General features: G+C 30.5%; 14 protein-coding genes and 1 pseudogene. 14 read left to right on the top strand and 1 reads right to left on the bottom strand.

What is annotated here, in order from left to right:
- Positions 1-89 precede the first annotated feature (89 nt).
- From AC5P2S_RS06805 to AC5P2S_RS06825, 5 genes and pseudogenes are all read left to right on the top strand, one after another.
- Complete coding sequence (locus AC5P2S_RS06805) at positions 90-881, top strand: phosphatase PAP2 family protein (protein WP_494556709.1); 792 nt, start codon at positions 90-92, stop codon at positions 879-881.
- A 288-nt stretch (positions 882-1,169) separates the two neighbouring features.
- The gene (locus AC5P2S_RS06810; protein ID WP_494556710.1) at positions 1,170-2,246 is read left to right on the top strand and encodes an endonuclease; all 1,077 of its coding nucleotides are present in this window, start codon (positions 1,170-1,172) and stop codon (positions 2,244-2,246) included.
- Positions 2,247-2,672: 426 nt separating this feature from the next.
- Positions 2,673-2,876: pseudogene (locus AC5P2S_RS06815) on the top strand (transposase); the annotation flags it as partial.
- Positions 2,877-3,006: 130 nt separating this feature from the next.
- Positions 3,007-3,261, top strand: a complete 255-nt coding sequence (locus AC5P2S_RS06820) for an IS3 family transposase (protein ID WP_494557012.1) — start codon at positions 3,007-3,009, stop codon at positions 3,259-3,261.
- On the top strand, positions 3,262-3,756 hold the full coding sequence (locus tag AC5P2S_RS06825) for an IS3 family transposase (protein WP_494556711.1): 495 nt from the start codon (positions 3,262-3,264) through the stop codon (positions 3,754-3,756). It begins immediately after the preceding gene.
- A gap of 156 nt (positions 3,757-3,912) precedes the next feature.
- On the opposite strand, the gene AC5P2S_RS06830 is transcribed toward AC5P2S_RS06825, so the two are convergent.
- Positions 3,913-5,160: a site-specific integrase gene (locus tag AC5P2S_RS06830; RefSeq protein WP_494556712.1), complete on the bottom strand. Its 1,248-nt coding sequence runs from the start codon at positions 5,158-5,160 to the stop codon at positions 3,913-3,915.
- Between the two features lie 408 nt (positions 5,161-5,568).
- Between AC5P2S_RS06830 and AC5P2S_RS06835 the strand changes: the two genes are divergently transcribed.
- The 9 genes from AC5P2S_RS06835 (at position 5,569) to AC5P2S_RS06875 (ending at position 21,730) form a co-directional block, all read left to right on the top strand.
- The gene (locus AC5P2S_RS06835; protein ID WP_241315154.1) at positions 5,569-6,810 is read left to right on the top strand and encodes a tyrosine-type recombinase/integrase; all 1,242 of its coding nucleotides are present in this window, start codon (positions 5,569-5,571) and stop codon (positions 6,808-6,810) included.
- 15 nt (positions 6,811-6,825) lie between these two features.
- Entirely contained in the window at positions 6,826-7,560 is a 735-nt protein-coding gene (locus AC5P2S_RS06840) for a hypothetical protein (protein ID WP_241315152.1), read from the top strand.
- A 137-nt stretch (positions 7,561-7,697) separates the two neighbouring features.
- Positions 7,698-12,872 carry a PDDEXK-like endonuclease domain-containing protein gene (locus AC5P2S_RS06845; protein ID WP_241315150.1) on the top strand — a complete coding sequence of 1,725 codons (5,175 nt, stop codon included), beginning with the start codon at positions 7,698-7,700 and terminating at the stop codon, positions 12,870-12,872.
- Between the two features lie 177 nt (positions 12,873-13,049).
- Entirely contained in the window at positions 13,050-15,920 is a 2,871-nt protein-coding gene (locus tag AC5P2S_RS06850) for an NERD domain-containing protein (protein WP_241315148.1), read from the top strand.
- The gene (locus tag AC5P2S_RS06855; RefSeq protein ID WP_241315146.1) at positions 15,920-17,497 is read left to right on the top strand and encodes a hypothetical protein; all 1,578 of its coding nucleotides are present in this window, start codon (positions 15,920-15,922) and stop codon (positions 17,495-17,497) included. The genes AC5P2S_RS06850 and AC5P2S_RS06855 overlap by 1 nt, the downstream gene beginning before the upstream one ends.
- Positions 17,498-17,712: 215 nt before the next feature.
- Positions 17,713-18,648, top strand: a complete 936-nt coding sequence (locus AC5P2S_RS06860; RefSeq protein ID WP_241315144.1) for a glycosyltransferase family 61 protein — start codon at positions 17,713-17,715, stop codon at positions 18,646-18,648.
- 266 nt (positions 18,649-18,914) lie between these two features.
- Positions 18,915-19,193, top strand: coding sequence for a helix-turn-helix domain-containing protein (locus AC5P2S_RS06865; protein ID WP_241315142.1), 279 nt, complete (start codon positions 18,915-18,917; stop codon positions 19,191-19,193).
- A 71-nt stretch (positions 19,194-19,264) separates the two neighbouring features.
- Entirely contained in the window at positions 19,265-20,503 is a 1,239-nt protein-coding gene (locus AC5P2S_RS06870; RefSeq protein WP_241315140.1) for a primase-helicase family protein, read from the top strand.
- A 279-nt stretch (positions 20,504-20,782) separates the two neighbouring features.
- Complete coding sequence (locus AC5P2S_RS06875) at positions 20,783-21,730, top strand: DUF8464 domain-containing protein (RefSeq protein ID WP_241315138.1); 948 nt, start codon at positions 20,783-20,785, stop codon at positions 21,728-21,730.
- Positions 21,731-21,802: the final 72 nt, after the last annotated feature.

Here is a 21,802-nt window from a genome sequence, read left to right on the forward strand (position 1 = left end):
TTGGTAACCTAGTGAATTCCGATTTTTTATCGGAACAGGTAAAGTTATATTCTGAAATTAAAAAAAAATTATATAAAATATCAGTGATAATGAAAAATTCAGTGAAAAAATATTTGTTTTCAATTCTAATTGTTTGTAATTATTTTCTTTCTGCTCAAGATAGTCCGATTTTGACAGATATTAATGCCAAGGATTCTTTGGTTGTTACTGACAACCACTCTTTAACTTTAAAAAAAATGATTGTGCCAGCAGGCTTAATATCTCTAGGGGCAATTAGTTTTGCTATTCCTCAAATGAAAAAAATTGACAGGGATATAAGGGGAGAAGTTAACGAGCATAACCTCTCTAATTCGAAACTAGACAATTACACCCAATATGTTCCGGCCGCAATGGTTTATGGATTAAATGCAGCAGGTATAAAAGGTAAACATAATCTAAAAGAACGTACAGTAATATTGGCAACAAGTCAAGCTATCACCGCAGCTATTGTACTCCCTAGCAAAAAAATAATAGGAGAGGAACGTCCTGATAGATCAAATAATATGTCATTTCCTTCAGGACATGCAGCCGTAGCTTTTTCAACTGCACAATTTCTTTTTAGAGAGTATAAGGATACAAATTACTGGATAAGTTTATCCGGTTATCCCTTCGCAGTTTTTACGAGCATTTATCGAATAATTAATAATAAACATTGGGCAACGGACGTATTTGCAGGTGCTGGTGTTGGAATATTGTCAACAGAACTGGCTTATTGGTTATATCCTAAAATCAATTCTTTGTTTAACATCAGCAGAAATGAGTCTTCTTTTATAATTTCTCCATTTTATCAAAAACTTGATAAAACAAATATGATTGGAATAAACTATCAACTGTCTTTCTAAAAATTTTGTAATGACTGTTAAAAGAAGAAAAAATAGAGAGGCTAAAAGAAAAGTAATGCAGGGAGATAAACGTCGGATTTCTTCCACGGATATCTTCTATCTTATGTGCTGTATTCTCTTTTTTCTTTTGTTGATAATACATCAGGTTTACACATTCGGTGTAAAAAAAGCAAAAATTCTTCATGAGTCACCACATCACGAAACTCATAATAAATAATAATATATACTACTCATTCAAACAAAATTTATTTAAATAACTATTATCAATTTTTTATTTTTTTTATCAACATGAAAAAATTATTACTAAATCTTTTGGCGGGATTTATGTTTACCGCTTTTAACGCGCAGGCACCTGCTAATTACTATGATGGAACATCGGGATTATCTGGTGCAGCACTTAAATCAAAACTTAAGTCAATAATTACCAATGGACATCAAGACAAAGGATATGGAGGTCTATTAAATGCATTTCAAACTACCGATCGAGACAATTTTTATGAAAACGACGGAACTGTAATGGATATGTATTCTGAAAATCCAATTGGACCAGATCCATATAATTATAATCACGGCTCTAAACAATGTGGTAATTACAGCAATGAAGGAGATTGCTATAATAGAGAGCATGTGATACCACAAAGTTTATTTAATCAGAACTTACCAATGAGATCCGATGTTCATTTTGTTACACCAACTGATGGGAAAGTGAATGGAATGCGTTCAAATTATCCCTTTGGAAAAGTAGGATCGGCTTCCTTTACTTCATTAAATGGATCAAAACTAGGAACTTCTGCTTCGGCGGGTTACTCGGGAACGGTTTTCGAGCCAATAGATGAATTTAAAGGAGATATTGCAAGAATGATTCTTTATTTTGTAACAAGGTATGAGACACAACTTTCAGGTTTCAGCAGTGGAAATATTTTAGGCACTTCAGCATTTCCAGGTCTTCAAACTTGGGAGCTAAAGCAATTACTTACGTGGAATGATATGGATCCGGTTTCAGCTTTTGAAATAGCACGTAATAATGCAGCATTTATCTACCAAGGAAATAGAAATCCTTATATAGACCGTCCAGAATTTGTTGCGCAGATTTGGGGATCTTATATGGCTGTAGATGACGTTGTGCTTTCTACAAATATTTCGATTGTTCCAAATCCTGTTAGAGGCAATATTTTACAAGTAACTGGCGACAAAGATCTGAAACAATTTAAAACCGCATTAATTTATAATTCTGCAGGACAAAATGTTCAAACTGTTGAAAAGCCATTTGAGAGTGGCAATACCATTAGTTTGAAAAATCTACCCAAAGGAGTATATTTCCTAAAATTGGATAACAGCAATATCAAATTTATTGTAACAGAATAAATAACAATGCAACTAGGCCGGTGATAATAACCGGTCTTTTTGTTTAATTAATATATTGATTTGACTAGTTAAATTAGGATTTAATGCTAAATATCATAGGCTGATAAAATTCCTAGATTTATTTTTGCAATATTGAAAAATATTCTCTCCATTTTTATAATTTTTACGCTTGTAGTCAGTCCTCTGTCTCCATTCATAAATTATGTGATGAATTACAATTTTATCGTAAAAAATCTTTGTGAAAATAGGGACAAACCTCAATTGATGTGTAATGGGAAATGTTACCTTGCAAAAGTGGAGTTGCTAACTTTTTTAGGACACAATTCTTATACTCTTTATCTTTAAGAGTATGAAAAAGATCAGAAAAATTACAGTTTAGAGATTTAAAATCCAAGCAGTATCTTTAAGTGAACAACAACCTCGGTAGCTGAAGAATTAGGGATCTGTAAAGAAAGTCTCGTTAATTGGCGAAAACTTCACAAAGAAGGTAAACTTAGCAAGGAAAAACAAATATCCTCTGATCCGATAAGGGAAGAGTTATTGAGGCTACGCAAGGAACTGGAAGAAACAAAGCTTGAACGTGACATCTTAAAAAAGGCGGTAGGCATCTTCTCCAAGAGAGACGGGTAAGATATAAATTTATCAAAGAACACGCTGGATTGTTTCCTGTCGGAAAGATGGCGAAGTACTAAAGGTAAGCAGGAGCAGTTTTTATCATTGGAAGAAAAGAAAGCCGAGTAGTCGGTCAGAAAGAAGAGCCATTTTATCAGCAGAAATCTTCAGTATTTATCATTGGAGCCGTGGGAGGTATGGAAGCCCCCGTATTGCCCGAGAACTAGAAGCAAAAGGAATGAGAGTCTCACGTCCTTTAGTGGCTAGATTAATGAGAGAACGCAATCTGAGAAGTATTGTAAAGAAAAAATTTAAGAAAACTACCAATTCCTCCCATCGATACCCTGTTGCTGAAAATTATTTGAATCAAAATTTTCAGGTTAAAAGCAGTAAAGAGGTCTAGGTGTCTGATATTACGTATATCCACACAGGTCAGGGTTGGTTGTATCTTACTACAGTCATTGATTTGTTTGACAGAAAGGTTGTCGGCTGGTCATTAAGTGGGACGATGAAGGCTCAGGACACCAGTATTGCTGCCTTGAAAATGGCAAGACTCCATCGTTCTTTACAGGATCATGATAGCTTGATTTTCCATTCAGATAGAGTGATACAATATGCGTGTACAGAATTTACATCAATAGTCGGAAAAAACATTATCCGAAGTATGAGTGGAAAAGAAAATTGTTATGATAATGCTGTAGCGGAGAGTTTTTTCAAGACTCTGAAAACCAGGATTGTCTACCAAAATAAATATGAAACTAGAGATCATGCCAAAAACTCTGTGTTTGAACATATAGAAACATTTTACAACCCTCACAGAAGGCATTCGGCTTTAGGAAATTTAACCATAAAAGATTATCAAATTTTAATGTCTAATCAATCTAAAAATGTAGCATAAAGAGTATATAAATTTTGTCTCAAAAATAGTTGCAATTTCATTTGAAATATTTTGGTAAACTAGTACATTGTTATAATTAAAATTCCCTTTCTGAAATTTAGAAAAGGAATTATTAAGAATTCTATAAAAGATGATTTTACAATGGAATTATGCAGACTAAATATTATTGATAGTGTTTTTAGATTTTTCTGATTTTGTAAGAATGTTTCTCAAATTTGACATATCATCACTAATTCTTTTATCAAGTATTTTTGCGTAATGTTGAGTGGTTTTTATATTAGTGTGCCCAAGCATCTTGCTTACACTCTCAATTGGAACACCATTCGACAAAGTAATCGTTGTAGCAAATGTATGTCTGGCAATATGGAAAGTCAATTCTTTATTAATTCCACAGACATTAGCAATTTCTTTGAGATAAGAATTCATTTTTTGGTTACTTAAAACAGGGAATAGCACATCTGAATTTATACATTCTGGATGATATTTATATTTTATAATAAGTTCTAATGCTAACGGTAATAATGGAACTCTAGTTGATGTGTCAGTCTTCTGACGTTTTTTAAATATCCATTCATTACCATCTACACCAGTATTAATGTGAGATTTTGATAATTTCTTGACATCTACATATGCTAATCCTGTGTAGCAACTAAATAGAAAAATATCTCTAACTTGATTTAATCTTTCGGAAGCAAAATCTTTTTCGAAAATAGCTTGTATCTCTTCTTTATTTAAATATGTTCTTTCAACGACTTTAATTTTTGCTTTGTATCCTACAAAGGGATCTTTGGCTAACCATCCGTTCGCCATACATAATCGTATTATTTTTTTGAAATTTTTAAGATATTTAACTGCTGTGTTATTTGCACATTTGCGCTCGCTACGAAGCCAAAAATCATAATCAGCAATAAAAGCGTGGTTAATCTGAGTAATATCTATATCTGAAATTTTATATTTCCATTTTAAAAATTCCTGAGTGTGTTTTAAAGATGTCTTATAACGTTCTAATGTTCCTGGCGCGAAATCCTGACCGATTAATGCTTCCACTTTATCATTGTGATCTTGAAATATGGGGATTAGCATCCGTTGTTCTAAATCAGTACCCAAAAGCTTCGACTTTAAACTATCTGCTGTCACAAAGTTTTCTTCTTTCAACATTGAATAATGTGTGTCATAAACCTGTTGTTCCAAAGTTTTTAGGTAAGTATTTAGTATTTTGGCATCTTGCCCATAGCCGATAGCTTTATGAGATTTGCTGTCCCATTTCTTTGGATCGATATACCTTTTGGCTGCAATTTCTGCGGCTTTGCCGTCGATTGTGATACGTAAATAAATTGGAGCACTTCCGTTTGTGCGGATTTTATTCTTTTTGATAAAGAATAGAAGATTGAATGTTTTGTTCATTGTGTGATAATTTTAATTGTTTAAAAAGTTACTTTTTATTACCACTTTTTTGCAAGATGAATGTTGTTTAAACATCCTATTCATAAGCCTTTTCAAGATTTTTAGTGACCTGTTTTTGGCGTTTTTTGAATAGGTCACTAAATAGGTCACTTGAAATATGCTCTTTTTTGTATTATTTTGCTACATGAACAGAAACAAAAAACGCTGTAAACATTGATGTTTACAGCGTTTTAGCTTATTTTGGTTTCCCAACTGGCGGAGAGTGAGGGAAATGAACCTTGTTAAAATTATCATAACTCATTTTATTTAAATATTCTATTTATCAATATTTTATGTATATTTACATATATGAAAACAACTTGTTTTTATGTTTAATTATAGAAGTATTAGCACCTAAATTGGCACCTTATGAATTCAACATTTAAACTGAAAGAACCTAATAGCGAAAAGGAAACCCTTATTTATTTCCGTTCTTATTTTGGAAGTGAAAATAAGAATTTTATTTATTCCACAGGTGAAAAAATAATTCCTTCTGAATGGGATTTTGAAAGCAGACTGCCTAATGACATTAATGGGAGGACAAAAAGAGCAGAGAATCACAGAAGTATAAAAAAGCAACTCGATAGATATGTTGGTTTTTTCACTGAAATCGTTAACCGATATAAAAACATAGGAGAAGAATTAACAATTGATATTGTAAGACAAAGATTCGATGAAGAATTCAAAAAGATTAAGATTAAAGATGATTTTTTCAGAATATATGATGAATTCATTCAAGAAAAAGAAAATGATTATTCCGGCAATTCCATATCCAAGTCTACTAAGGACAGATATGACTATAATAAAAGACTATTGCAAGATTTTCAAGATTACTACAAATTAAAATTGAGTTTGGGAAATTTTGATGATAAGATTTATAACAAATTCCTCAAATATTGCATTGAAATAAAAGACCATTCCGCCAATACAGTACATAGAAATGTTGGATTGCTGAAAACATTCCTGTATTGGGCTTTGAGCAAAAAATATACTTATAATAATAATTTCATTAATTTTAAGAAACCTCCAAAGTTCAGAACCGATGAAATAGCTTTGAATTATCAGCAGGTAGAAGAAATTTACGTATATGATTTCAGTAAAAACAGAAGATTGGAAAGAGTGCGTGATTTATTTGTATTTGGTTGTGTAACAGGAATGCGTTTCGGAAACTACAGCCGTATTTCGAAACAGGATATTCAAGGGGATTTTATTCGGGTAGTTGATTTGAAAAGTAAATTAAAAAAACTTTCCATTCCGCTCAACAGTATGTCGAAAGCTATTCTTGAAAAATATGACTATGAACTTCCTAATATTTCTAATCAGAAAATGAATGAATTTATCAAAGAGGTTTTTAAAGAAATGAAGTTTACTGAGGGTATTAAAAAGACAATGAAATATGGTGACGAGTTAATAGATAAGAAATCTGAATTTTGGGAGAGGATTTCTTCGCATACCGCCCGAAGAAGCTTTATTACTATTATGAAGAACAATAAAGTTCCCGATAAAGTAATTATGAGTTACACAGGTCACACCAGCTTAGAAGTTTTCAATAACTATTATCGACCAAGTGAAGAAGATAAGGTTAATTATATGAATGAGGTTTTTAAATAATTATACTCTTAGTTTATGGATAAAAAGAAGCTTTACGGGCGTTGGTTCATTTGGGAAGAATTTGTCGGCATTCCAATGATAGCCTATCATTGGATTAAAGGTGATAGAATCAAAAAATTATTATCTGAAAGAATTGATAAAGCAAGAGAAAATGGAGAACAAGTTGAATTAACAGAAAAAACAAAGCAGGAATTCCTGATTGAGTATGAAAGGCTGGATAACTTTTTCAGTTACCATTTCAAAGAAATCGACAAATCCAGAAATCACAATTTTGAGGATAAAATCAACTATTGCCTGAAACAATACAGAAAGGAATCTTCAAAACAATTGACCTCAAGTAATCTGATGAAGTTGCAGGGCAACTTTCTCAATGGAGCTGAAACCACACTTTTTCTATATTTTGCTTTGAAACAAAAAGTAACAGACGAGATTAGGATTTCTGATATTGTTTTAGGTGAGAATACTTCAAAGATCCTTATCAATTATCTCAAAGACAAAAAATTCATTGATAATAAGAACAATTTCATTGCGGATAAAAAGTCGTCATTTATTCGTATTCATAGATTTCTGAAAGATAACCATATCATAAATCCTGACTTTGAAGATTCTACAATAATCAAAGCAATGGAAAATGAATACAATACAATTTTTGATAAAGGGACTTTTTCAAGAGCGATAAAGGTTAAATCCAATGATTTTGAAGAAAGTATCTATCAAGAACTATCTAAATTGCTTAAAATAGAGTATTAATTTTAAGATGTTAATAGAATTAAAATTGATATTTTACAATCAACAAATTATGTACATTTGAGTATTAAGCACAATCTTACCCAACACCTTGGAAAAAATTGTAAATTTGAACAAAACTATTTTACTATTGAAACTAAATGAATGTACTCAACCAATACATAACCTTTCTAAAAGAATATAAAAAACTACTAGAAAGAGGTGTGAAAGATGTATTAAATTCCACTGTTTCGAGTAACTTTATTTGGAACAATGAAGTTGACTCCTTCATTGATGCAGGTATTTGTGAATCTACCCTACCAAATATTTTCACTTCTAAATTCGCAAAACAGCCTTTAATTTTTTCATTAGAGAAACCTCTAAAGCCCAACATATGTATTCCAAACAAATTCATAGGAATTATTGAATTTGACGAAGCTAAAAACAAGTTTGAAAGCCTGAATGGAGATGATGAAGAACTTCAAGGCTTTCAAAGTTCAACAGAAGGTAAAACAGAAATAGAAAAACTTAAAAAGTTCAAGAAAAACAAAGAGGTTTACTCAAAGCTATATAGAGCATATAACGACATAAAAAATGATTCAAATTTAGAAATTGTTTTAAGCGTTGGATTTGTTCAATACTCGAAACTCAACAATAATGGGAACTTATCAAAAACCAATCAACATTTATTTCATTTCCCATTATCTTTAGATATTGATTCAAATAATGTTGTGAAAATTTCATTTTCAGAATTAGAAAATCCGTATGCAGATTTTTTCTTTCTTAATAACACTCCCATTGAGAAAGAAGTGTTATCAAACATAATTGATAGGTTTGATGAAAGAATTACAGAATTAGGTTATGAATTTGTTTTTGAGAATGACTTTAAAGAACTAATATCAAAATCTATTCAAAAAATTTCCAGTAATTCCGAGTTTGAAAATTCCATATACAGACCTGAAAGCGATTATTTCAGAGAAGATTATTTTAAAATTTCATTTTCTCCAGCAATAAACATCAAACAAAGAAAACCTCGTTTTTTTGAAAGATTAACTGATTCAATTATCAAACATAGTGAAGAAAATGAAATTGAAGCAAAATTATTCAATCTATTAGTAAGAAATCCTGAATCATCGGGAAACAATTCCTATACTAAACCAAACTATTTTAAAGACGAACTTTTTGAAACATATAAAGATAAAACCAAAAGTTTAAACGGAGAAGAAGATTTTTCTGTCTTTTTTCCTCTTCCATTTAATAAAGAGCAAAAACAGATTTATGAAAACTATTTGAAAAATAGATTAACAGTTGTAACAGGACCTCCAGGAACAGGAAAGTCGCATACAATTGTAAATATACTTTGCTCTTTGTTAGCCCAAGGTAAAAGAGTTCTTGTTACCGCTCAAACAGACAAGGCTTTAGAGTCATTATTAGATAAGATTCCAGAAACTTTTGATGATTTAATTTTTACAAAAATTCAATTAGAAACCAATCAAAATCGGTTTTCTTTAGAAAAAAGCATTGGAAATATTTCAAAAATCCTTACAGATAATTTTTACCTAAATGTCGAATCTAAAATTGATGAATTAGACAGTTTAAAAGCAGAATATATAAAACTGAAAACTGAAATCATTCAAGCTCTTGAAAAAGAATATACCCAAATTAGAATCAATGATTCTTTTAATGGTTTTAGAGCCTATCAAATAGTTGAAAAATTTGAATCCAAAAATTCAGAAGAATGGAATTGGATTCAAGATGAGCTAACTAACGATGAGCTTTCTAATTTTGAGTTAATTAGACAAGAAATATTAAAGTACAAAGAATTAATTGATACTGAAATTCGATATAGCAATTCTTTAAATATTAATATTTCTACTGTTTTAAACGAATTAGAAAATTTTGATTTTAAAAATTTTCTATCACTTCAAGAAAATTACAATAAGCAATTAAATCACTTAGGATTAACAGAACATTCAAAAGATAAGGTACTAAAAATAAAATTAGAAAAAGTTATAGATGTTGCGAGTGAATTTTCAACTTCTGATATTATTCTTAAAAACATTAAAGAATTAGAACAACTTCAAAAGCAAATCAATACTCGCATTTCGCAAGAAAATCTGACAACTAACAAAACCTTTAGCGACCTCGCACTAAACGGAACAAAATATCTTTTAGACATAGAAACCTATTTGTCTTATATTGAAAATGGTAAAGCCGGATTTCTGACAAGACTTGCAAACTCTAATTTTAAACAAGTTTCATATTTGGAGCAATTTACCATTAACGGTAAGAAATGCAATAATAAAACTGAAATAGTACAACTAAAGTCGCTGATTGAAAACCTTATTGTAATCAATAATAATTTCAATTTATTGAAACAAAATGGCTATTTGTTCACATTTGATGACAATTCCAATTTGCTCGAAAAATGTAAAATTTTAAACGATGTTCTAAAGAAAGTAGAAATCAACAAAAATGTTATTTCTCAAATTCAGTTTAATTCTGATTTTATCAATCTTTCAGAATACTGTCAGATTAATTTGTTCAACATTGATGAATTGTCACGAAAAGCAATTTTATTAAAAGACGATTTTGAAAAATTACAAAATCTAAACAATAAGTTGACTGAACAAAAACAAATGCTTCAAAATATTGACAGCATTATAGAGCAATCCACGATTAAAGAAATTTTATCAGATTTTTTACCTGTTAATAAAATTGATGATGTTCAAAAATTTGAACAGCTAAAAAGTAAGTTTTTAGAAATCGGTAAGCAAATTGAAATTGAACAAACTTTTATCAATTTAAAAAAGTATCTAAAGAATTTACTTCCTAACACCTTTGATTCGCTAAATAATGTTCCTAATCATTATATTTCAAAAGAAAATTTTGACTATGCGTCTGCAAATGAGTTTATAAAACAAAATGAATTTATCGATTTACAAAAGTGTAAAGAAGAGTTGTCTTTTATCAACAAAAAAATATTTCAAGTCAAATGCGATATTTTATTTGACTTAGCGAAATCAAATTTCAAGAATAAGTTTGAAAAAGATGAAATTGATGCATTCATAAACCTTTTAGAAGTATATAAATACAATCTTTCTCAAAGCGTTAGAAAAATTCGCAATCAAACACAATATCAAATATTAACCCGTAAAAACAGCATTGATATTAGTAAGCAATTATCTTGTTGGGTAATGAAATTTAATGATGTATTAAATTCTGTTGGGAATGAACCTGAAATCTTTGATTGTATTATTGTAGACGAAGCGAGTCAATTAGATTTCAATAGTCTTATTTTAAGTTATTATGCCGAAAATATGATAATCGTTGGAGACGACAAACAAACATCTCCAAGCAGTTTAACAGGTGCAGATGGAAACGATTTTGAGTCTATCAAAAACAAACATCTAAAATTTTTAGGAGCTTATGCACTTCATATAAAAAGTGATAATAGTTTGTTTATGCTTTCAAAAATGGTTGCAGGAACTTCTAACTTAACACTTAGAGAGCATTTTAGATGTGTTCCCGAAATTATTGAATTTTCAAAAAGAGAATTTTATGACAATTCTTTAAGACCTCTAAAACAGATTAATTCAAATAGACTAAATCCAAAAGAAACTTTTTTTGTTAAAGATGCTTTTGCTGAAGATAAAATCGTTCACAAAGAAGTTCAAGAAATCAAAAAGTTTCTACAAAGAATTCTGAATGATGACCAGTATGCTAATAAATCAATTGGTGTAGTTAGTTTAGGAACTGTAAATCATACAGAAAATCTTAAAGATATAAAAGAAGATTTAGCAAATGAATTTGGAAAAGAAAAAATAGATAAACATAAACTTATCATTGAGGATTCTCCTAAATTTCAAGGAGATGAAAGAGATGTAATGATAGTTTCGCTCGGTGTCGCATTGGATTTTCAAAAATTAAAAGAAAACCAAAATGCAAAACCAAGAGCAATAATAAGTAGTCAGGACGAATTTAAAAAAATCAATGTTGCTTTAAGCAGAGCAAAAGAGCAAATGATTTTATTTCATTCTGTCAAATCTGAGCATTTACAATCGAGCGATTTTAGAAATAGAATTCTTACTTTCTTTAACGATGAAGTAAGACCTATTGAACCACTACAAATTGATGATTATAATATTGAAAGATTCCGTCATAATGTTCCTGAACCATTCGATAGTTGGTTCGAATATGATATAACAAAATCACTTATTGGAAAAGGATATAGCTATATCCAACCTCAATATAATGTAAAAGAAGCTGAACTTTTTTATAATCATAAACTAGGAAAACAAGTTTACATAAATTTCAAAATAGATTTAGTCGTTCACAACAACGGAAAAATGGTTGCTATTGAGTGTGACGGAGACCCGTTCCACTCACTTCCCGAAGATGTAGCTTACGATATAGAAAGACAAGAATTTTTGGAACGTGTGGGTTGGAAAGTATATCGTGTACTTTACTCTGCGTTTAAGAGAAGCCCACAAGAAGAAATGGAAAAAATTATTGACTTTATCGAAAAGAACACGAAAAAGGACAATTCAATAATTATTCAACAATCTATTCAAGTCCGTGAAGTTTCAGACAATGAATTTGATGCTTACGAAGAAGCAGATGATAATTCTCCGATACACAAATCATATATCAACATATTAGAAGATGAAATCTATATAACAAACAACGGAAATACATCAAATGGGAGTACTATTAATAACCATAGACATAAATCATTCATAGATATGATTCAAGAAGATTTGGAAAAATCTAATCAAGTGGATTTATTTAGTGATGAAACAAAAATCATTTGTTATTTTAATCTTTTCGATGATAACACTTATAAAATCCAAGAATATTCAGACGAAAGTAGTTTGTTTTCTTTACCCATTGAAGAAAAGTATAGAAACGGCTTTCTTCTACAATGCTACGACAATGGACATATAAACAAGGTCTATGTAAAATCTATTTTGGATAAAAGAATGAATTATCATTATTCTAATGGAAAAAATCCAAATGCCAAAATACTATACTTTAAACTCATTGAAAAAGATTCTATAATTGCATTAAAGATAAAGCGAGGTTCAGAAACTGTTTTCAAAGCACATAAGACCGAAAGAATCTCTAATAGAGAACTTTTAAATTTACAAGGATACAAAGTTGTTTATCAAAATGCTGACAGCATAGAATACAAAATATTGCCTCAAAATATCTACCAGGATATACAGCGACTTATATTTACAAGTTTTACAGCCGAGGGAAAATCTGTGTTGAATAACTATTATGAGAACGAATGGAATATAATTAAGCGATTTATACCAAAATTAAATGAATAAGAAAGACTTTGTGCCAAGGTTTTTTGCGTCAGGCGCGCTGAAATAAAAACTCGATTTAGCATTTCAGATGAACGTAATAATATCGGCTTTTGTGCCTTGATTTTCCGCCCAAAAGCAAAGCCCCGAAACGTTAGCATACTCCAACGACACCGCTTGAAACAAAAATAACCAACAGAAATGCTAGAAATCAGAAAAGGAACTGCAACAAAAAATTATGAGAACACTTTTTTTAGAGAGTTTGCGGACAATCTGAAAAAGATGTTTGACAAATATTCTCTTGACGGCTTACTGATTGCAAACTCTGAATGTGAAGCTGAAAAAAGACTACAAATTGATGCTTTACTCGTGACAGAAAAGGCGGTTTTAATTATTGATTTCAAAAACTTTGGTGGAAAAATTATTTTACCCAAAAATGCAAAATCAGAATTTGCATTTGGTGTTTGGACAAACGAAAACGGAGAGCCAATAAAAGGAGGAAGTTCAATCAATCCTTTTATGCAACTGAAGACACAAAAGGAGCGCTTTATAAAAGTGGTGGAAAAAAACATTTTACCCAAACTCTCAAAAAGTGACTATTTTAATGCTTTTCATACTGTTAGAGCGGTTTGTTTTCAGAAATCAATAGGGCTGAACGGCAAAATTCCGTCAAACGAAGAATTGAACTTCTTCATTTTTGATAAGAATACCTATTTGGAAACAATAAAAGATATTATTGATATTTCAGACAAACAAGTGTCAATATCCAAAAACTCGTTTGATATATTTAAAGAAGTTTTTAGAGCTAACCTATTTGACACTTCTGAAAAATACGACCAAGCGAGCAACTTTACATCTTATCATACCGAATTAGATTTTGACAATCTTTATCCTGACCAAAAATCGGCACTCAATGAAATTGAAAATTTCATAAAATCAGATAAAGAAAAAATATTCATTTTACAAGGAACTTCATTGAGTGGGAAAACACATTTAATCCCTTTCATTCACGAAGTTGCGTTTAATAATCAAATTACGGAAGTGAAATTATTTGCTTCATCAAGTCGAATTTCTAATAATCTTTTAAAAAGTTCAAATTTAGAATTTGAAAGCATTTACTCATACATCTACGGAGGAAATTCAACAATCATAAACGAACAAGAAAGCGAAGAAAAAAGTGAAGAAGAAAACGAAAATTCTTTGAATTTGGAAGTCGTTCCGCTTTTAAAATCTGACGATACGGAAGAAGCAATTTTTATCGTTGATGAAGCCCATTTAATTTCGGACAATTATCATCAATCCGTTGATTTAAGGTTTGGTTCAGGTAAATTACTAAAAGATTTTTTGGAATTTTCAGACTTGAAAAATTCCAAAAGAAAAGTAATTTTCATTGGAGATAGTTTTCAACTGTCATTAGGCAAGAAAGAAGAAGCGTCATTAAATCCCGAATATTTGAATGAAGAATACGGTTTTAAAAACAAAGCATTTCAACTAATTGACAAAGAAAACAAATCGGTTATCGTTTCAGAAGCACTCAAAGCCGTTAATTGTATTCGTCAACAATCATTTAACAATCTTTCATTCAGCTTTTCAGAGAATATAAGAACATTAGCAAAAGAAGATTTGAAGACTGAAATTGAAAGTTCGTTAAATACAAACTCTCACATTCTTTGCTATTCAAATTCTGATGCTCAAAAAGTAAATTATTGGATTAAAAATTCTATTCTGAAAAACGGAAATGATTTGACAAAAGACGATTTTGTCATTTTTGGAAACAATATCCGTGTCGAAGATGAAAACGACCCATTTGCAGAACCAAAGAAAATTTACAATGGACAGTTTGGAACTATTTTGAACGTTGCGGATTTAATCACAAAAGATGTAAAACTTCCTACGCCCTTGTATTTTCGTGAAACCAAAATTCAACTTAAAGAAACAAATCATATTCTTACGTTTTTGAGCTTTGAAAATTTCCGTTTGAGCGATAAAGGAGAATTATCTAAAGAAGAAATAATTTCATTCTATATTTTACTCAATCAACTTGCCGAAAAGGAAATATTCAACTTTAAAAGTGGTAAATATTACGCTGATGAAGATTTAAAAAGTTTATTGGAAAAATACGACCCGAAAACAAGAAAAGGAATAACTAAACTGCAAAAAGCACTTCAAAAGCATTTGCGAAATGTTCCATCATCAGAATATTACAAATTCAAAAACTCGGCACAAATTCGTTTTGCTTGGGCTTTGACAGTTCACAAATCAATGTCTTACAAATGGAATGAAATTTATTTCAATGTAGAAACTGGTGGTGGAAAAACGAACGAAACATATTTTAAATGGATTTACACAGGTTTAATCAGAGCAACACAAAAAGTTAGCTTAATTAATTACGAACCCATAATTCCTTTTTTCAAATTGACAATAAATCCAGCTGTTCCTCAAATCGGCATAGGACAAGAATGGTTTTATATTGCTGACACAACAGCAGACCTTTCAAATTTGAATAAGATAACATCGGAGAAATACAAGTTTCCCGATATTGAAAACAAGTCTTCTTTATTGCAGTTGTATCAGTTTGTTGAAAACAAAATTGCACAAAACAACTTATCAATAAACCTAATTAATCACCCAAATTATCAGGAATTATACGAAATAAAAGGAAATTCGAGCGAAGTAGCAACAATTTCGATTTATTATAATAACAGGGGACAATTTAGAATGCCTACTTTGATGAAATCAACACCAAAAGAATTTGGCGAAGAACTTATCAATCTTTTGAAATCAGAAAATCAGATTTCCGACTTTGCTTTTATCCAAAGTAATTGGAGAAAATCGGCTTATGAACAATTATATCAAAAATTAAAATCAAAAGAAATTGGTTTTGGTTACATCATTCAAGTTCCGTACAAAGACACAATACAATTCAATAACGGAACGGAAGCCCTTGTTGCAGATTTGTATTATGACGGAGACGGATTTTTTACATCAATGATTGCAATATCTTGCACTAACATTGATTTTTGGACTGAAATTCAAAATGTATTTAACGACCTTAAAGAGAACTTAACTTAATGGATAACCAAATTGAAACAAAGCAAGAACTTGATTCTAAAGCTAAAAGCAATTTGGAATCTAATCCAAATAAAGCAGTCAAGATTTATAAATCAATGTACGAGCAATATCCCGACCAATTTAATAATTGGGATGCTTTTTACTCAATTAAAGCAATGAGGATTTCCAGTTCATTTGATATATTTTGGGCAAGTGAATTGGCAGAAAAATATAAAGATGAAAGAGTAAGTGGTTTATATGGCTGGCTTGTTTTTGACAAGTGTATAAAGGGAAAAGAGCGAACAGAAATAATAAACAATGAACAACACATCTCATCACTCATAAATTTATCGCCGCAGAAGAATTTAAAAGAAAATAACAAGTTTCCTTGTCCAACAACAATTTCAATTTTAAAACTGTGTGATGCACACGCTGAAAATTTATTTAATGCTCAAAAAATAAATGATTTTTTGTCAGGATTAGATTATAACTTATTATCAGACAAAGCACAATCCATAGAAACACAGACAAGAGGCGATGTTGAATTATCATCTGACCTTGAAAAATATTTTGCTCTCAAAACAAAAGCATTATTGAAACTAAATGAATTTGAATCTTGCAAAGAACTGTCTTCAATTGCACTTCAATCAATTCAAAAGTTTCATTACGATAATGATTTATGGTTTAAAATGAGAATTGCTTTATCAGAAGATGGTCTTGGTAATTCAGAAAAGAGCGAAGAACTATTTAAAGAGTTATTAAGCAGTAAAGCAGGTAGTGGCAAATGGTTTTTATATCGTGATATTTCGCAAATATATTTTGAGCAGGATAATTTTGAAAAGGCTTGGAAATATGCTGTTGATGCAACTTTTTATGGTAACGAACCTCATTTTTTAATCGGTTTGTATTTACTTCAAGCCAGAATTTTATTCAAATTAAACCGAGCTTCGGAAGCAAGTATTCTTGCTGAACTTATCGCATCAATATTAAAAGAACAACAATGGAATGATAAATTAGAATACAACAAACTTTTTTCATACTTCAAAACAGATAGACTGAATGTTAAGCCTGTAAAAGAAATAATCAAAACATTAAATACTTTTTGGCAGAATGAGAGATATGGAAATAAAACCAAAACAAAAGGTATCATAATTTCAATTCATCATAACGGAAAAGGTGGTAGAATCAAAGACTCAAACGGTATTGTATTGGGTTTTATGAAAAAAGATTTAGTAAGAAAACTAAAATCAATTGACAATATAAAAGGAGCAAGTGTTGAGTTCTATTCAATGAAAAATTTTGAAGGTAAAGACATTGCAGAAAGTGTAGAAGTATTGAATTTTCCAACACAAAACAATTATAATAATAATTCACAAACTGGAGGAAGTCTTGAGGGTGAGATAGTAAAAATTTTACACGACAACGAGCGTGGAAAAGTTGGCTTCATAAAATGTAATGGAAATGAGCATTATTTTTCAGTAAATCCAAACTATCATTCTATTTCAAAAATTGCAGTTGGAACAAAAGTATTATTTGACATTTTACTACCAAAAAACGACAAAAAGGAACAGACAAGAATAAAAAAAATAATAAAGTAACAGGGTTTAGTTAAATATTATATTAACGAAATTTGGGTTTTAAAGTCTAGATGGAAATTTTTGTAATATTTAGTCATAACGGCTATTTTATTCTATAGTTTTGTTAATTTAGTTGTATCGAAAAGCATTTGGTGCAAGCGTAGCCAGAACTAAACTTTATCAAAAGCCCGAACTCGTAAATACTTTTTCCTTTAGTTACAATGTTGTATAAGATTATGATTAAAAGTTCAGACTATCCAATAAATGAAGAAATTTTTAATGACCTAAACAAATTAACTTTAGAGTATGATATTCTAAACTCCATTGAAATTCTTGAAAATAATGCAGAGAATAAAATAATTTTAAAAGATTCTGAAGATAAGGTTTGTAGATTTTGTAAAAAGAGTTATCCAACTGTAAAGTTTAGAAATATTTCACATACTATACCTGAATTTATTGGAAACAAAACTTTATTTTCAGATTTTGAATGTGATAATTGCAATCACTTTTTTAGTAAGTTTGAAAATGAATTTGCCAATTATTTATTGCCTTATAATACTTTTTCTGAAACAAGAACAAAAAAAAATAAAATACCAAAGTATAAAAATAAAATAGAAATATTCACTGGTGATGGCAACGTAATAAATGTCAAAAATATTTCTGAAAAATCTATAATTGATAAAAAAACTATTATTTTTCCTGTAGATGTTCCTTCATATATTCCTGAATTCATTTATAGATTATTAATCAAGATTGGTATCTCAATTATTCCTGAGAATATAATACATAATTATTCTAAAACAATAGATTGGTTGCTTAATCTTAACGCAGATACAAGTGTCGCTCCAAAAATGCTATTCACACTCTTTCCGTTTTCAAATCCAACAAATAAAATTAGAATAATAATACTAAAATCAAAAACTAATTCAAGAAGAAATATCCCAAATAATATTTTAGCTTTGAGCTATAAAAATTTTACATTTCAAACTTTTTTCCCAATTTTCCCTGAAAAAGAAATGTCAAGTTTCTTTCCATTTCCACACATTATTCCCACTCCATTGGATTTAAATAAAGACTTAATCATTGAAAGGCAATATGTGCTTCTAGATTTGAGTAAAAAAGAGAAAGAAAAAAATGAGAAAATTGAATTTACGATTAAATCTCTTGACTAGTGCACAAAATACGGAAGAGTATTTAGCTGTGTTTTACCACTCCATTACAGGTACAAAAACAAGATTTTCAACTATAAGATTTGGAAAAAATCGTTATGCCTAAAGTAATTTACTATTTATTCCAATCACCCAAGAACATTGTAATTATATCCATAATTTATACAAACCCTTAAATATCAATTATTAAACTTTACGCAATTGAGTAAAATTGCATAATTAGTTATTCCAATTACACAATTTTGTCTGCAAATTAAATATCACAGATTATGCAGACAAACAATCCATTTCAACCGATTATGGACGGATTAGAAGAGTTAAAAGAACTCATTCATTCCATAAAGAAAGAACCTGAACTCGAACTGAAAAAGAAATTCTATTCCTTTAAAGAGGCATCAGAAATTCTAAAGTTGGATTATCAGACCATTCGCTCCCACGTACTCAAGGGAAACATCAAAGCCGAAAAGATAGGCAGATTTTATCGTATTAATCATTTGGATTTGATGAATGCTTTAAATGAAGTGAAATCATTGAAGTACCGAAGATAAGCACAATACCAGTTTATCCGTAATATCATTTCTAACCTTCCGTAGTCCTACGGAGTAATAACATTACAAAAATGAGCGAAAAAATCCCTTACTTGCGAGTAGGCACAACCTATTACAAAACTATAGAGAAGCCTTTGATTTCGGGTGATAAGATTTCAATATTAGTTCGGTGGAATCGGGAAACGATTGTCAGTGACCACGGGAAAATCTATGTTTCGAAAGTTCCAAAGTATGATGGCTTCTGCTGTATCCCTTCACATCTCAATTACGAGCAGATTATTGATGGATTCTACAATAAGTACAATGAGATTCCATATCAACCAATTGAGGAAAATATCGGTTCTGAAGCTTTAAAAGAAAGGATTTCATTTTCACTGAGATTTATGGAACATATTTTCGGGGAACAGCTGGAACTTGGTTTGGATTACATCAAGATATTACTAGAAAAACCAACTCAGATGCTTCCGATTTTGTGTCTTGTCTCTAAAGAACGAGCTACAGGAAAATCTACTTTCATCAAGTGGCTGAAAGCTATTTTCGGTCTTAATATGACCTACATCAAAGGAGATTCATTCAGCAGTCAGTTCAACTCGGATTGGACTTCGATGCTTGTTGTAGCAATAGATGAAGTATTTTTTGATAAGAAAGAAATTACAGAACGACTGAAATATCTTTCCACTACCAATAAAGATAAAATGGAAGCCAAAGGTAAAGACCGAGAAGAAGTAGATTTCTTTGCCAAATTCATCCTGTGTTCCAATAACGAGAACAACTTCATCCAAATAGATGAAAACGAAATTCGTTTCTGGATTTTAAAGGTCAATCCGATAAAAACAGAAAATACAGAGTTCCTGAATAACCTGATTAGTGAAATCCCCTACCTACTGAAATATTTAATCCAACGAAAGTCTTTCAGCTCTAAACAGACCAGAATGTGGTTCACTGAATCACAAATCAGAACAAAAGCTCTGCAAAAATTGGTCTGGAAGAATAACAACAAGCTTGAATCAAAAATCATTGAACTTTTATACGAGTTCTTTGAATGCAACGAAGACAGGGAAATCAATTTTATCCCTCAAGATATTTTCAATATGTTGGGTAGGATGCTCAAGAATCAATATTGGACAGTAAATGATGTCCGAAAACTATTCAAAGAAAGCTGGAAGCTTGAGCCTCAAAATAATTCATTGGCTTACATCAAATACGATATTGATTACAGCGGAAGCTTCTATCAACAAAACAAGACAGGAAGATATTTTACTGTGAAAAGAAATTTTATCGTCCAGAAATTTGATGAAATGATGAATTAATTGATAATGAAAACAAAATCAATTAATTATATCTCATCAAAAGCCTCATCAAATTTTTAAACCCTGAATTTTGATGAGAGAGTGATGAGAAGAATATTTCAAGTTTGATGAGATGATGAGACTTTGATGAGAGTATAACTTTTTAATATTTAATAAGATACTTCATTCGCTCATCAATTCATCAAAAAATTCGCAAAATCAAATCCGTCCGCTTGAAGCGAAAAGCGTTCCTTGAGTTTTTTCCTAAAAACAATTACAAAAATTTAAAAAACAACAAAAATGAACTGTCGACAATTCAACCGTATATCGTTGGAAGAAGTCCTCCTTTCTCTCGGACACCTTCCCACGAAACAAAATGAAAAAGAAGCTTGGTATCTCAATCCTTTTGCCAGCGAATCCCAAGCCTCTTTCAAACTCAATAAAAGTTTAAACATATGGTATCTTCATTCTGAAGGTATTGGAGGTAACAATATTGATTTTATCAAGAAATATCTGAACGCTTCAATAAAAGGTGTATTGGAATGGGCAGAGAAACAAAATTTTTCTTCCTTTCATCAGCAAAACATAACTCAGAAGCAAAATAGTTTACAGCCGAATTATCAAATCACGGAAATCAAAGAACTTCAAAATGAGCATCTAAAAAAATATCTTGAACAGAGAGGACTCTCTTCAAATATTCATCCATTTGTAAAAGAGATACATTTCAAAACAGGAGATAAAAATCTATATGCTATCGGTTTTGAAAATCAATCCGGAGGGTGGGAATTGAGAAACTCCTTTTACAAAGGAGCGGTGTTGAAAAAGGATGTTTCAATCATTAATCTCAATGAGAATAATTCCAACAAAAATGATAATGATAACGGAAAAATCAAGACTGAAAGTGTTGCAGTTTTTGAAGGCTTCATTGACGCTTTATCTTTTTTAGAAATGCGTAAAAATTTCACTGGAGATTTACTTGTAATGAATTCCATTGCCTTGCTCAACAAGACCAAAGAATATTTAGAGAATTATTCTGAAATCAACCTTTTTATGGACAATGACCCAGCGGGAATAAAATGCAAAAATGAGATTTCACAATCATTCCCCAGCGCCAAAGATTATTCTGAAATCTACAAGAATCATAAGGATTTGAATGAGCATCTGATGAATATTAAAAACGATTTATCAAAATCCGGCAGTATCATAGTGCAAAAAGTACCCAATGTTTACAAAAAGCGTGGACGCTAATTGTAAAATCGGGAATTTTTGGTTTTTTCCTATCGTCAAAAACGTTTTGAAAGACCTTTTAAAAACAAACTG

Source organism: Epilithonimonas sp. 33E (assembly GCF_059372615.1).

Excerpts from the sequence above, each read along its gene's own strand:
- AC5P2S_RS06875 (WP_241315138.1), top strand. The coding sequence starts at position 20,783 with ATGAACTGTCGACAATTCAACCGTATATCGTTGGAAGAAGTCCTCCTT.
- AC5P2S_RS06835 (WP_241315154.1), top strand. The coding sequence starts at position 5,569 with ATGAATTCAACATTTAAACTGAAAGAACCTAATAGCGAAAAGGAAACC.
- AC5P2S_RS06840 (WP_241315152.1), top strand. The coding sequence starts at position 6,826 with ATGGATAAAAAGAAGCTTTACGGGCGTTGGTTCATTTGGGAAGAATTT.
- AC5P2S_RS06850 (WP_241315148.1), top strand. The coding sequence starts at position 13,050 with ATGCTAGAAATCAGAAAAGGAACTGCAACAAAAAATTATGAGAACACT.
- AC5P2S_RS06845 (WP_241315150.1), top strand. The coding sequence starts at position 7,698 with ATGAATGTACTCAACCAATACATAACCTTTCTAAAAGAATATAAAAAA.
- AC5P2S_RS06805 (WP_494556709.1), top strand. The coding sequence starts at position 90 with ATGAAAAATTCAGTGAAAAAATATTTGTTTTCAATTCTAATTGTTTGT.
- AC5P2S_RS06810 (WP_494556710.1), top strand. The coding sequence starts at position 1,170 with ATGAAAAAATTATTACTAAATCTTTTGGCGGGATTTATGTTTACCGCT.
- AC5P2S_RS06860 (WP_241315144.1), top strand. The coding sequence starts at position 17,713 with ATGATTAAAAGTTCAGACTATCCAATAAATGAAGAAATTTTTAATGAC.
- AC5P2S_RS06870 (WP_241315140.1), top strand. The coding sequence starts at position 19,265 with ATGAGCGAAAAAATCCCTTACTTGCGAGTAGGCACAACCTATTACAAA.
- AC5P2S_RS06855 (WP_241315146.1), top strand. The coding sequence starts at position 15,920 with ATGGATAACCAAATTGAAACAAAGCAAGAACTTGATTCTAAAGCTAAA.
- AC5P2S_RS06830 (WP_494556712.1), bottom strand. The coding sequence starts at position 5,160 with ATGAACAAAACATTCAATCTTCTATTCTTTATCAAAAAGAATAAAATC.
- AC5P2S_RS06865 (WP_241315142.1), top strand. The coding sequence starts at position 18,915 with ATGCAGACAAACAATCCATTTCAACCGATTATGGACGGATTAGAAGAG.